Here is a 13376-nt window from a genome sequence, read left to right as displayed (position 1 = left end):
CCCATGAGTACGATCGAACCCAGCTTTGAGGATTTCGCACGCGGCTACGATGCGGGCGAAAATCAGGTAGTCTTCACCCGGCTTGCCGCCGATCTGGACACGCCCGTATCCCTGATGCTCAAGCTCGCCGGAGCCCGCGAAGACAGCTTCATGCTGGAGTCCGTGACCGGCGGCGAAGTGCGCGGGCGCTACTCCATCATCGGCCTCAAGCCCGACCTGATCTGGCAGTGCCACGGCGAGACTGCGCGCATCAACCGGCAGGCCCGCTTCGACCCTGAAAGCTGGGAGACCGAGCAGGCCGCCCCGCTCGACAGCCTCCGCGCCCTGCTGGCCGAATGCCGTATCACCCTGCCTGCCGACCTGCCGTCGGCGGCGGCGGGCCTCTTCGGCTACCTCGGCTATGATATGATCCGGCTGGTGGAGCACCTGCCCGATGTGCCCGAAGACACCCTCGGCCTGCCCGACGCGGTGATGATGCGCCCAACCGTGGTGGCCGTCCTCGACGGGGTGAAAGGCGAGGTTACGCTGGTTTCTCCCGCTTTCACCGCCTCCGGCCTTTCAGCCCGCGCTGCCTATGCCCAGGCCGCCGAACGGGTGATGGATGCCCTGCGCGACCTTGATCGCGGCCTATCGGGTGAAAGCCGCGAGCTTGAAGCGGCGCATGAAACACCCGAGCCGGTCTCGAACTTCACCCACGAGGGCTACAAGGCCGCCGTCGAGAAGGCGAAAGACTACATCCGCGCGGGCGACATCTTTCAGGTCGTGCCCTCGCAACGCTGGTCGCAGCGCTTCGCCCTGCCCCCCTTCGCGCTCTACCGCAGCCTGCGCCGCACCAACCCCTCGCCCTTCATGTTCTTCTTCAACTTCGGCGGTTTTCAGGTCATCGGCGCCTCGCCCGAAATCCTCGTGCGGCTGCGCGAGGGCGAAGTCACCGTGCGCCCCATCGCGGGCACCCGCAAGCGCGGTGCCAATGAAGAGGAAGACCGCGCACTTGAGACCGACCTGCTCTCGGACGAGAAAGAACTGGCCGAGCACCTCATGCTGCTCGACCTGGGCCGCAACGACGTGGGCCGCGTCGCCCGTATCGGCACCGTGCGCCCGACCGAAGAGTTCATCGTCGAGCGTTACTCCCACGTCATGCACATCGTCTCCAACGTTGTGGGCGAGATCAACGACGGCGAAGATGCCCTCTCCGCCCTCCTCGCCGGCCTGCCTGCGGGCACCGTCTCTGGTGCGCCCAAGGTGCGCGCCATGGAAATCATCGACGAGCTGGAGCCCGAAAAGCGTGGCGTCTACGGCGGCGGCGTGGGCTATTTCTCCGCCGATGGCGACATGGATATGTGCATCGCCCTGCGTACTGCCGTGCTGAAGGACGAAACCCTCTACATCCAGGCCGGTGGCGGCGTGGTGTTCGACAGTGACCCCGAAGCCGAGTTCATGGAAACCGTGAACAAGAGCAAGGCAATCAAGGCCGCCGCCGACGACGCTGCAAGGTTCACCCGCCGCGGCAACGCATAGCCGCGGGGCTCTCCTACCCTGCGATCAACCCGTAGGGTGGGCAATCTGCCCACCACCCCGCAGCCCTATTTCATCAAAACCGCCGAGACCGGAGCCAGCGCCACGCTCTGCCCCTTGGTTCCGGCAGCCCAGTCCAGCAGGCTTGTCACCGTCTGGCTGAAGCTGTGGCCCATAACCACAACTTCGCCCTGCTGACCGGCCCGAAACGCCGCGCGGTCCAGTGTCCGGCCAATGGCGCCCGCGTTCTCGCCCGCGCCATCCAGCTGTTTCCAAACCAGCGTTGACGGCAGCCCCGCATTTTCCGCGCCGCGTTGCGCCGAGTTCAGCCCGCTGTCGAAAAAGACCAACCCGTGTCCGGTGTCCCCCGCAATCGCCAGCAGCTGACGGGTCAGCGCCGGGTTGCGGGTCACCCCTTCTTCGCCGGTTGCGAGCAAGCCCGCCGCGCCGGGGAAGCGCCCGAAATAGCTTTGCAGCGTGGTTTCCATATCCTGCGGCGTGGCGCCCTGCGGCAGCCCCGTGGGCAGAATCAACACCTCGAAACCCGCATCCCGGTAGCCCTGCGCAGCCTCAGCCGCGCCGGGATCGGTCGGGTCCACCGCGAATGTGATCGGGAAGCCGATCGCTTTCAGCGCCTCCCGGTCCAGCCCCTGATCGCCAACGTCATAGAGGATCACCGAGACCAGCGGCTTCGCCTCAGGGTTCTCAAATGGCGCGGCATTGGCCGCCAATGCCGAAAGTTCTGCAGCAGCCCCCGCGCCGCCCTCCTCGGCCTCCACTCCGGTTTCAGCCTCGGCTGAAGCCTCATCACCAATCGACGGCAGCCGGGAGCCGGGCTTGTTCCGCTCGGTCAGCGGCACGACCCGCTTGCCAAACCCACCGCCGCTCTCGCCCTGCGTCACGATCCGGCGCGGCAATCCGCCCGAGGTGCCTGTGCGGGGCTCCCGCTCGGTGATTGGCACGGTGGCAGGCGGCTCCGAAGGCTCTGCCGGAAGCTCGGTTTCCCGGCTCGCCTCCGTCCGGTCGGCTGCGGGGGCATTCGGGGTTTCGGCGGCCACGGCCGGGCTCTCGCGCTCCGGCTGGGTTGGTGCCGGCGCGTCGCTTGCCGCCTCCGATGCCACCGGCACAGCCGGGGCTTCAGAGACCGGCGCTTCAGCCTCCGGCGTCGGCTGGGCCGCTGTCTCCGGCTCGACGTCGATGATTTCCACCGTTCCCGGCGCTGGCTCAGCCTGAGCTACTTCGATCGACTCGTCAGCCCCGGGCTCTGTGCCCGCAACTTGCTCGCCGCGCGCAGGCTCCACCGTATCCGCAGGGGCCGCATCGGCGGTGGCGGGCACGGGCGCGGTGCCGGTCACAACCTCCGCTGCCTCAGGCGCCTCAGCCACTTCGGCCTCGCCGGCCCGCACCGCAGCCTCGCTGCCAGTTACGGCCACCACGTCGCTGCCACCCGTCGCGGGGGCCACAGCCACCGAAGCCGGTGCAGCCGCAGAATCGCCGCCGCTCGTGGCCCGCACCGGCGCGGTGCGCTCGGGGGCCTCGCTGCGCGCCACCTCAACAGCGGCCACGGGGGCAGACGCCGCATCACCCTCGGCGGCAACCACGGCTTCACTGTCACTGGCCGGGGCGGCCACATCTTCGGCAGCAACCGCCTCTGGCGTGCTGCGCGGCAAGTCGGCGACGGTTTCCGCATCCGCCTGCCCATCATCCGACCCGGGGCGCACGGCTGCGTCGCTGCTCTCTTCCGCCTCTGCCTCCCCCGGTGCCGCAGCCACCTCAGCCGCATCATCCGCGGGGTCCGGCTGCACGGGGGCCTCTGCCACCTCCGGTGCACCAGTGGCCTCCGGTGCCGCGGGCTGTCCAGCCACATCCGGCGTCTCTGTTCCGGCGACTGTGCTATCCGAGCCTCCGATCACCGGGGCGCTGTCATCGACGACGGGCGCGGCAGGGGCGGCAACGGCTTCGGTGGATGTCTCGGGAACGGCGGGCGGCGCTGTATCCGGCGCAGGAGCCTCAGCCACCTGCGCACCGGGCTGCACGGGCACCTCGGGCGCAACCGGGCTCGCCTCCGCCTCCGGCGCTTCGGGCTGGCTGTCTTCTCCGGCGCGGGCAAACTCCGATCCGGGCGGAGGCGAAAGCTCGCTTTCCACCTCGGCATCCGCAACCTCTGCAGGCGCCTGCTCCGGCGCTTCGGGGGCTGCATCGGCCTGCGGGGCTTCCAGCCCGCCAGCACGCTCCGGCACGTCCCCGGCAACATCTTCCTTCGGCAATGGCGTCATCACCGACGCCCCACCCAAAACCACAACGCTCGCCAGAGCGCCCCATGCAACACCCGACAGGAGTCCCTTGCCCATATGCCCGACCTTTCGCCTGTTATCGCAAAGAGCGCCCGATTTTCGAACACTCCCCGCATGTTACGCCCCTCCGCACGGTTGGCCAGGGATGGGCTTGACCATGGCGGCGGGCTACGGGCAAGTATAGCGCCAACCGCGCGGCGGATCACCCCCCTTGCGCACTCTCTTCTCCCGAGGGCCAAATGCTGCTCCTGATCGACAACTACGACAGCTTCACCTACAACCTCGTCCACTATCTGGGCGAGCTTGGCGCCGATGTGCAGGTGAAGCGGAACGACGCGCTCGACACCCAAGAAGCGATGGCGCTGAATCCCGCCGCCATCCTGCTCTCCCCCGGCCCCTGCACCCCCAACGAAGCCGGCATCTGCCTCGATCTGGTGCATGCGGCAGCCGATGCGCGGATCCCGCTGATGGGCGTCTGCCTCGGCCACCAATCCATCGGGCAGGCCTTCGGCGGCAAGGTGGTGCGTGCGGGCGAGATCGTGCACGGCAAGCTCGGCGCGATCCGCCACACCGGCAAGGGCGTGTTCGCCGGCCTGCCCCAGGGCGAGCTGAAGGCCACGCGCTACCACTCGCTAATCGTCGAGCGCGAGAGCCTGCCCGATTGCCTTGAGGTGACCGCCGAACTGGAGGACGGCACCATCATGGGCCTGCGCCACCGCGAGCTGCCCATCGAGGGCGTCCAGTTTCACCCCGAGAGCATCCGCTCCGAGCACGGCCACGCCATGCTGCAAAACTTCCTCAACATGGCAGCAGAGCCCGCATGAGCGACATCATCCGCCCCCTGATCGGCACCGCCGCCGAACGCGCCCTCAACCGCACCGAAGCCGAAGCCGCCTTCTCTGCCCTCTTTGAGGGAGAGGCCACCCCCAGCCAGATCGGCGGCTTCCTCATGGCCCTGCGCGTGCGCGGCGAAACGGTGGATGAAATCGCCGCCGCCGCCACCGCCATGCGTGCCCGCTGCAAACCGGTGACCGCACCGGCAGGCGCAATGGACATCGTCGGCACCGGCGGTGATGGCAAAGGCACGCTCAACATCTCAACCGCCACCGCCTTCGTGGTGGCTGGCGCGGGCGTCGTGGTGGCCAAGCACGGCAATCGCAACCTGTCGTCCAAATCCGGCGCGGCGGATGCGCTTGGGCAAATGGGCGTTGAGGTGATGGTCGGGCCGGAGGTGGTCAACAAGGCCATCGCAGAGGCGGGCATCGGCTTTATGATGGCCCCGATGCACCACCCCGCCATGGCCCACGTTGGCCCCACCCGCGCCGAGCTGGGCACGCGCACGGTGTTCAACATCCTCGGCCCGCTCACCAACCCGGCCTCGGTGAAGCGCCAGCTCACCGGCACCTTCTCGCCCGACTGGCTGAAGCCCATGGCCGAGGTGCTGCGCAATCTCGGGAGCGAGGCCGCCTGGATCGTCCATGGCGGCGACGGAACGGATGAGCTTTCCATCGCCGCGGCTTCCCAGGTCGCCGCGCTCACCGATGGCGAAATCACCGAGTTCGAGGTGCACCCCGAAGAGTTCGGCCTGCCCCAACACCCCTTCGAGGCGATCCTCGGCGGCACGCCGCAGGAAAACGCCACCGCCTTCCGCGCCCTGCTCGAAGGCGAGAAAAGCGCCTATCGCGACGCAGTGCTGCTCAACGCCGCCGCCGCCCTCATGGTCGCGGGCAAGGTCACGAGCAAGGCCGATGGCGTGGCCGCCGCCGCCGAAAGCATCGACAGCGGCAAGGCGCTGGAAAAAGTGCAGACCCTCGCCCGCATCACCTCTGCCAACGCCTGATCCGGGGCAGCTCATCGGCCCTTTCAGGCCCTCTTCGCGGCTGCGATGAGCGGCCGAAGGCCCCGAAGAGCAGCCCCATGCTTGACCCCTGCCGCCGCACCCGCTTTCCTCGCTGGGGGACAGTGGGAGACGGCACATGCTGAAATGGCTCATACGCGGCGGTGGCTGGCTGGTGCTGCTCTGCTTCGCGCTGGGGGCGATCGGCCTCTGGGTCTGGATCTCCGAAGGCGCACGGGGCCGCGAGTTTGCCCGCAGCGGCATCGAAACCTCCGCGCGGGTGGTCGAGCGCGACAGGCGCGTTCGCATCGGCGGCTCAAAGACACCCACCACCGATTACCGGGTGACCGTGACCTACACCTCCGGCACCGCGCCCGATCTGCAGTTTCACCGCGCCACCGAGACCGTCTCGTCAGAGTTCTACTTCTCCGTCAGCGAGGGAGACACGATCACCGTCAAAACCCTGCCCGACCGCCCCGATGAGGTTGAAATCGAGCCCGGCGGCGTGTCGGATAACGCGTTCTGGGCCGGCATCGCGGGCGCCGTCTTCACCGCGGCTGGCCTGCTTGCGGCGCTGCTCTTTGCCAAAACCGGCTCCGCCGCGCGTGCCCTGCGCCGCCACGGCACCCGCACCAATGCCCGCATCCTCGCGCTGCGGCCCGTTGGCAACCGCACGGCCCTCACCGTCGCCTTCACCGACGCCACCGGACAGGAGCGGCAGGCCGAGATCCCGCCGTCCCCCACCAAACTGGTGATGGGCGCAAAGCCGGGCGACAACATCGCCATCACCTACGCGCCAGAGCGGCCCGGCCATGCGCTGCTCACCGCCACCATCGACTAAATCGCCATTGCCCCGCCCTGCCCCGCGCAATAAGTGTTCGCCATGAGCCAGACCATTCTAGACCGCATCCGTGACTACAAACTCGAAGAGATCGCCGCCGCCAAGGCCGAGCGCTCCGAAGAGGCCATGCTGTCTGCCGCCGCCTCCGCGCCTGCCGTCCGCGGCTTCCGCGATGCGCTGATCGAGCACAGCCGCCATGGCTACGGCCTCATTGCCGAAGTCAAAAAGGCCAGCCCCTCCAAGGGGTTGATCCGCGAAGATTTTGATCCCCCCTCGCTGGCGCAGGCCTATGAGGCCGGAGGGGCGGCCTGCCTTTCCGTGCTCACCGATGGCCCCAGCTTTCAGGGCGCACCCGAGTTTCTGACTGCCGCCCGCGAGGCCACGGAGCTGCCCGCGCTGCGCAAGGATTTCATGTTCGACACCTATCAGGTGCTCGAAGCCCGCGCCTGGGGGGCCGATTGCATCCTCATCATCATGGCCGCCGTCGATGACGCCTTGGCCCATGATCTGGAGCAGGCCGCCACCGAGCAGGGCATGGATGTGCTGGTCGAGGTCCATAACGAGGAGGAGCTTGAGCGCGCCATGCAGCTCGAAAGCCGCCTCCTTGGCATCAACAACCGCAACCTGCACACTTTCGAGACCACGCTTGATACCACAAAGCGCCTTGCCCGGCTTGCCGAGGCGAACCGGCTGCTGATCTCCGAAAGCGGCCTTTCCACGCCCGACGACCTCGCCGAACTGGCGCAATACGGCACCCGCTGCTTCCTGATCGGCGAGAGCCTGATGCGTGCCGATGACGTGGCCGCAGCCACCCGCGCACTGCTGGCCGACACCACGAGGGGCTGACAGATGGCGCTCACCCATTTCGATGCCGAAGGCCGGGCCCATATGGTCGATGTCTCCGACAAGGCGGTGACATCCCGGGTCGCCGTGGCCGAGGGCTGGGTAAAGATGGCACCGGAAACTCTTGAAATCGTTCAGCAAGGCAGCGCCAAAAAGGGCGATGTTCTGGGCGTGGCCCGGCTGGCCGGCATCATGGCCGCCAAGCGCACGCCCGACCTTATCCCGCTTTGCCACCCACTGCCGATCACCAAGGTCGCCGTTGAGCTGGAGGCCGATCCCGAGTTGCCCGGCATCCGCATCGCCGCCACCGTCAAGACCACCGGCCAAACCGGGGTGGAGATGGAAGCGCTCACCGCCGCGTCGGTGGCCGGGCTGACCGTCTATGACATGCTGAAGGCCGTCGATAAGGCGATGGAAATCGGCGGCGTTCGGGTGCTCCTGAAGGACGGCGGCAAATCGGGCCGCTACCAGGCCTCTTGATCTCGGTCGAAGAGGCCCTCGCGCGGATCTTCGCGCTCGTCACGCCCCTGCCGTCCGAGCCTGTGCCCCTTCGTGCCGCCGCAGGCCGCGTGCTTGCGGCCCCCGTCATTGCCCCGCGCGACCAGCCACCTTTCTCCGCCTCCGCGATGGATGGCTACGCCGTGCAGGGCCCGGTTTCGCCCGGCCAAAGCTTCACCGTTGTCGGTGAAAGCGCCGCCGGTCGCGCCTCGGGCCTGTCGGTCGCTCCGGGGCAAGCCGTGCGCATCTTCACCGGAGCGCCCCTGCCGGACGGGGCGGATCGCGTGATCATTCAGGAAGACACCACCCGCGACGGCACCACCATCACCCTGTCCGACAAGCTGGATGAAGCCACCCACGTCCGCCCCGCAGGCGGCGACTTCAAGGTGGGTGACAGGTTGGAGCCGGGCCGCCTCCTGACCCCAAACGCACTGGCGCTGGCTGCCGCGATGGGGGCCGCCACCGTCACCTGCACCCGCAAGCCCATCGTCGCGCTGATGGCCACGGGCGATGAGCTGGTGATGCCCGGCGAGGCCCCCGGCCCGGATCAGATCGTGGCCTCCAACAGCTTCGCCCTCGCCGCCCTGTTCGAGGCCGAGGGCGCCGAATCCCGCCTTCTTCCCATCGCCCGCGACACGCGCGAAAGCCTGACCGCAGCCTTCAACCTCGCCCGCGGTGCCGATCTGGTGGTCACAACCGGCGGCGCCTCGGTGGGCGACCATGACCTCGTCGGCGAAGTCGCCGCAGAATTCGGGATGGACCGTGCCTTCTACAAGGTCGCCATGCGCCCCGGAAAACCGCTGATGGCGGGCCGGGTGCTCGATATGGCGATGGTCGGCCTGCCCGGAAACCCCGTAAGTTCAATCGTCTGCGGCCATATTTTCATCCGCCCGATGATCCGCAAGATGCTGGGGCTTGGCGAGGCACCGGCCCCGCGCCGCAGCCTGCCGCTCAATGCGCCCCTGCCTGCCAATGGCCCGCGCGCCCACTACATGCGTGGCGTGATTTCCGAAGGCTCCATTTCGGCCTTCGAGCGGCAGGATTCCAGCCTGCTCAGCCTGCTCGACAGCGCCAATGCCCTCCTCCTCCGCCCGCCGAATGATGGCCCCCGCGCGCCGGGCGAGATGGTCGAGGTGATCGACCTCTGAAGCGCGGCACCCGGTGTCATCCCGTGTCAGGAGGGTTGACACAAAACGTGAACACTGCCAGAACATCTGCAACCGAGGCCGAGCATGGAGAGCCCGATGCTGACCAAGAAGCAGTTGGATTTGCTGAAATTCATTGACGCGCGCCTGCGCCGCGACGGTGTTCCTCCCTCTTTTGACGAGATGAAGGATGCACTCGATCTGCGCTCCAAGTCAGGCATCCATCGCCTGATCACGGCGCTGGAAGAGCGCGGCTTCATCCGGCGGCTCGCACACAAGGCCCGCGCCATCGAAATCGTCAAGCTGCCCGAGGCGCTCGACAGCAAACGCAGCACCGGCTTTCAGCCCCACGTGATCGACGGCAACCGCCCCGATGCCGCCCCACCCCCCGGCGCCATGCCGGTTGAGGCGGCAGCGATGGAACTGCCGGTAATGGGCCGCATCGCCGCCGGTGTGCCGATCGAGGCAATATCACAAGTCAGCCACACGGTTGCCGTTCCCGGTGCCATGGTGGGGCGTGGCAAGCACTATGCGCTTGAGGTCAAAGGCGATTCCATGATCGACGCCGGCATCAACAACGGCGATGTGGTGGTGATCCGTGAGACGAACACCGCTGACAACGGCGATATCGTGGTGGCGCTGGTCGAGGATCACGAGGCCACGCTCAAGCGCTTCCGCCGCAATGGCCAGTCTATCGCACTGGAGGCCGCCAACCCGGCCTATGAAACCCGCGTTTTCCGCGATGATCAGGTGAAGGTGCAGGGCCGTCTTGTCGGTCTGATCCGCATCTACTGAGACGCACGGTCATCCTCGGGCCTGACCCGAGGATCTCCTGCAAGCGAAACCCGCCGCCCCGCCCTACGGGCTCCACGGGCGGCGCCCGGCCACCTCTGCGGCGGTCACGAGCCGCCCGTCCTCCATCACCGCCAAAGCACCTGTGCGCCGCATCCGGGCAGGGCTCCACAGGTCACAAGCGCCCTGCGCCGCCGGTTTGGGCTCCACGCTGACAATCAGCAGCCCCTCCGCACAAAGCCCCGAGGCTTTCGCCGCCGCGCCACGGCCCGAAACATGGGTCACCGGCAGCCCGGCGACCTCAAACCGCAGCACCCCCGCGTCAGCCGCCCCCATCCGCGCTGCCGCCTGCACCTGCGTTGCACCGTCCCCGTCATTCTCCAGCCAGACCTCGGCGGTAAAGCTCTCTCCCCTGTCCTTTGAAAGCGCCCGCCCGTCTGGCCCCATGACGCCCACCAAGCCGCCCCGGTCCGAAACCAGCAGCACCGGGCGTTCTGCCTGTGTCCAGAGCCAGAGCGAGGCCGCAACGCCCGCCAGCCCCAGCCAGCGCCCGCCGCCGCGCCAAAGCACCAGCCACAGAGCCCCCAGCGCCAGCAGTGGCAGCACCCAGGGCCCCGGCCCCACCACATGCGTTACTGCGCCCTCCAGCCCAGCCACCCATGCCGCAACCCCGAGGATCCACGCGCAGCCCCAGCCCATGATGTTCAGCGGCAGCCAGCTCAGGCCCAGCGGCGCCAGCACCCCCGCCACCAGCGCCCATGGCATCACCCAAAGCCCCATCACCGGCACCGAGGCGAGGTTGGCGATCAACCCGTAATCCGCGATCCGGTTGAAATGCGCGGCGGCAAAAGGAGCCGTCGCCGCGCCCGCCACCGAAGAAGAGATCACCAACGCCGCCGCGCCCTTCAGCACCGCAGGCCAGCGCGCGCCGAAGCCGCCTGCCTCGCGCACCGCGCCAAACACCGCCACCAATGCCGTCGTCGCCGCAAAAGACATCTGGAACCCCGGCGAAAGCAGCGCCTCCGGGCGACGCACCAACACGATCATCGCCGCCAGCGCCACCGCCCTGAGCGATATCGCCCGCCGCCCGATCAGCACCGCCCCCAGCATCACCGCCACCATGATGAAGGCCCGCTCGGTGGCGATGTTGCCGCCCGAAAGCCCGAGGTATCCCGCGCCCGCCACCAGCGCCACCACCGCCGCCGCCTTGCGGGTGTCAAACCGCAGGGCGATCCATGGCAGCAACGCCAGGGCGGCGCGGATCGCGGCAAAGATCGTGCCGGTCAGAAGCCCCATGTGCAGGCCCGATATCGCCAGCAGATGCGCAAGGTTCGAGGCGCGCAGGTTGTCCAGCGTGCCCTGTGACACCGCCGAGCGATCCCCGGTCAGCAGCGCCGCCGCAAAGGCCCCCGGCTGGCCCGCAAGGCGCTCGCGGATCGCCGCCGAAAGCGCCACCCGCGCGCGAAACAGCGCCAGCCCGGCATGCCCCTCATCAGCCGGGGCCAGCGCAAACACCGGCGTCCGCGTATAGCCCACCGCACCGATCCGGTCGAACCAGGCTTGCCGGCGAAAGTCGTAGCCCCCCGGTTCCACCGGCCCCGGCGGGGGCGAGAGGTTGGCTGTCAGCATCACCTGCAGCCCCGGCTCCGGCGCCACCCAGCGCTGATCCCCGTGGAGAGACACCCGCACCCGCGCCGGAAGCCTTGCCGGGGCCATATCGCCCAGCCGCACTTGGTCGAGCGTCAGTCGCACAGCGTCGGATTGTGAGCGGTCAATGTCGATGATCCGCCCTTCCACCGGCCCGTAGTAGCGAAATTCCAGCACCGGTGCGGCCACCATCGCCGTGCGCAACCATCCCAGCGCCCCGCCGCAAAGCACCAGCGCGAGCGCCAGAAAGAGCGGCCCGGCCATCTCGCCCGCCAACCGCGCAAGGATCAGCGCGGCAAAAGCCGCAGCTACAGCAACAGAGATTTGCCCCCCCGTCGGCTCACTCAGCAGCGAGAAATAGCAGCCAATCCCCAGCCCGAGGCAAACCGGAGACCACAGCAGCAGGTGCCCCCTTTGGGCGAGGAACGGCAGGGCCAGCCTCCCCAAAAGTGGTGGCCTTGCCCTGCCTGAGCCGATTGCATACACGTCTCCCAACAGAGACAAATTATCCTTTACAAAAGGTTAACGCGCCCCATGCCCTCGGACATGCCATCTCAGGTCGTCACCCGCATCGCCCCCTCGCCCACCGGTTACATGCATATCGGCACCGCACGGACGGGGCTGTTCAACTGGATCTTCGCCCGCAAGATGGGGGGTAAGTTCCTGTTACGCATCGAAGATACAGACCGCGCCCGCTCCACCCCCGAGGCGACCGATGCCATCTTTCGCGGCATGCGCTGGCTCGGACTCGACTGGGATGATGAGCCAGTAAGCCAGTTTGAGCGGGTCGCGCGCCACGCCGAGGTGGCCCAGCAGATGCTCGAAGCCGGCACCGCTTATAAGTGCTTCGCCACACAGGAAGAAATCGCAGCCTTCCGCGAAGAAGCCAAGGCCGAGGGCCGCTCCACGCTCTACCTCTCCCCCTGGCGCGATGCCGATCCCTCAACCCATCCCGATGCCCCCTTCGTCATCCGTCTGAAGGCCCCGCGCGAAGGCGCGACGGTGATTGAAGATGTCGTGCAGGGCAACGTGACCTTCAAGAACTCCACGCTGGATGACATGATCCTCCTGCGCTCGGATGGCACGCCCACCTACATGCTCGCCGTGGTGGTGGATGATCACGACATGGGCGTCACCCATGTGATCCGGGGCGACGACCACCTCAACAACGCGGCGCGCCAGTGCCACATCTACACCGCCATGGGCTGGCCTCTGCCGGTCTACGCCCACCTGCCGCTGATCCTCGGGCCAGACGGCAAGAAGCTCTCCAAGCGGCACGGGGCGACCGGCGTGGAAGAGTATCAGAAGATGGGCTACCCGGCCCCGGCGATGCGCAACTACCTCGCCCGCCTCGGCTGGAGCCACGGCGATGACGAGTTTTTCTCCGATGCGCAGGCCCGCGAGTGGTTTTCGCTGGAAGGTATCAACAAGGCCGCCGCACGTTTCGACTTCAAGAAGCTCGACAATCTGTCCGGCCAGCACATCGCCGCGATGGATGACATGGGCCTGATGGGCGAGATCGAGGCCTACCTCACCGCCATCGACGCGCAGGAACTTACCGAAACCCAAAAGGACGGGCTGCTGCGGGCCATGTATTGCCTCAAAGGGTCAGCCCGAACGCTTCCGCAACTGCTCGAAAAAGCGGCTTTCGTTCTGGGCGAAAGGCCCTTTGTGCCCGATGAAAAGGCAGCGAAGAACCTCGATACGGTATCCCGTGGTATGCTGAACGAATTGACGCCGCACCTGCAAAGTGTTAGCTGGAACCGCGAAGCGCTGGAGGCTACTCTGGGTGAATTCGCAGAGAGTAAGAACAGCAAGTTCGGACAGCTTGCAGGGCCACTCCGCGCAGCGCTTTCCGGCCGCGCGGCCACCCCGAGTGTGTTTGACATGATGCTGGTGATCGGCCGTTCCGAAACTTTGGCACGGCTGCAAGACGCGGCGACTTGAGATCGGTTTACCCAACC

The 13376-nt window shown here is 67.4% G+C and carries 11 protein-coding genes; 9 read left to right on the top strand and 2 right to left on the bottom strand.

From position 1 onward, the window contains the following. Positions 1-3 precede the first annotated feature (3 nt). Positions 4-1518, top strand: a complete 1515-nt coding sequence (gene trpE, locus FHY55_RS08760) for an anthranilate synthase component I (protein ID WP_140013826.1) — start codon at positions 4-6, stop codon at positions 1516-1518. Between the two features lie 65 nt (positions 1519-1583). Here the strand turns inward: trpE and FHY55_RS20920 are convergent, their stop codons facing one another. Further along, positions 1584-3866: a divergent polysaccharide deacetylase family protein gene (locus tag FHY55_RS20920; protein WP_140013825.1), complete on the bottom strand. Its 2283-nt coding sequence runs from the start codon at positions 3864-3866 to the stop codon at positions 1584-1586. A 182-nt stretch (positions 3867-4048) separates the two neighbouring features. Here FHY55_RS20920 and FHY55_RS08750 point away from each other — a divergent pair, with 182 nt between their 5' ends. The 7 genes from FHY55_RS08750 to lexA all read left to right on the top strand — a co-directional run bounded on the left by FHY55_RS08750 (position 4049) and on the right by lexA (position 9768). After that, positions 4049-4633, top strand: a complete 585-nt coding sequence (locus tag FHY55_RS08750; protein ID WP_140013824.1) for an aminodeoxychorismate/anthranilate synthase component II — start codon at positions 4049-4051, stop codon at positions 4631-4633. Next, positions 4630-5649, top strand: a complete 1020-nt coding sequence (gene trpD, locus FHY55_RS08745; RefSeq protein WP_140013823.1) for an anthranilate phosphoribosyltransferase — start codon at positions 4630-4632, stop codon at positions 5647-5649. The genes FHY55_RS08750 and trpD overlap by 4 nt, the downstream gene beginning before the upstream one ends. Before the next feature lie 136 nt (positions 5650-5785). Further along, positions 5786-6487, top strand: coding sequence for a DUF3592 domain-containing protein (locus FHY55_RS08740; protein WP_140013822.1), 702 nt, complete (start codon positions 5786-5788; stop codon positions 6485-6487). Positions 6488-6529: 42 nt separating this feature from the next. Next, the gene (trpC, locus tag FHY55_RS08735) at positions 6530-7333 is read left to right on the top strand and encodes an indole-3-glycerol phosphate synthase TrpC (RefSeq protein WP_140013821.1); all 804 of its coding nucleotides are present in this window, start codon (positions 6530-6532) and stop codon (positions 7331-7333) included. Between the two features lie 3 nt (positions 7334-7336). Next, complete coding sequence (moaC, locus tag FHY55_RS08730) at positions 7337-7810, top strand: cyclic pyranopterin monophosphate synthase MoaC (RefSeq protein ID WP_140013820.1); 474 nt, start codon at positions 7337-7339, stop codon at positions 7808-7810. After that, complete coding sequence (gene glp, locus FHY55_RS08725; protein WP_140013819.1) at positions 7807-8976, top strand: gephyrin-like molybdotransferase Glp; 1170 nt, start codon at positions 7807-7809, stop codon at positions 8974-8976. Before moaC ends, glp begins: the two co-directional genes overlap by 4 nt. Positions 8977-9072: 96 nt before the next feature. After that, complete coding sequence (lexA, locus tag FHY55_RS08720) at positions 9073-9768, top strand: transcriptional repressor LexA (RefSeq protein ID WP_140013818.1); 696 nt, start codon at positions 9073-9075, stop codon at positions 9766-9768. Between the two features lie 63 nt (positions 9769-9831). On the opposite strand, the gene FHY55_RS08715 is transcribed toward lexA, so the two are convergent. Beyond that, positions 9832-11859, bottom strand: coding sequence for a ComEC/Rec2 family competence protein (locus FHY55_RS08715; RefSeq protein ID WP_140013817.1), 2028 nt, complete (start codon positions 11857-11859; stop codon positions 9832-9834). A 99-nt stretch (positions 11860-11958) separates the two neighbouring features. Between FHY55_RS08715 and gltX the strand changes: the two genes are divergently transcribed. Then, positions 11959-13359 carry a glutamate--tRNA ligase gene (gene gltX, locus FHY55_RS08710; RefSeq protein WP_140013816.1) on the top strand — a complete coding sequence of 467 codons (1401 nt, stop codon included), beginning with the start codon at positions 11959-11961 and terminating at the stop codon, positions 13357-13359. Positions 13360-13376: the final 17 nt, after the last annotated feature.

This window comes from Oceanicola sp. D3 (assembly GCF_006351965.1).
GTDB lineage: Bacteria > Pseudomonadota > Alphaproteobacteria > Rhodobacterales > Rhodobacteraceae > Vannielia.
The sequence above is the reverse complement of the archived record's forward strand: the minus strand, read 5'-3'. Positions and strand labels throughout refer to the sequence as shown.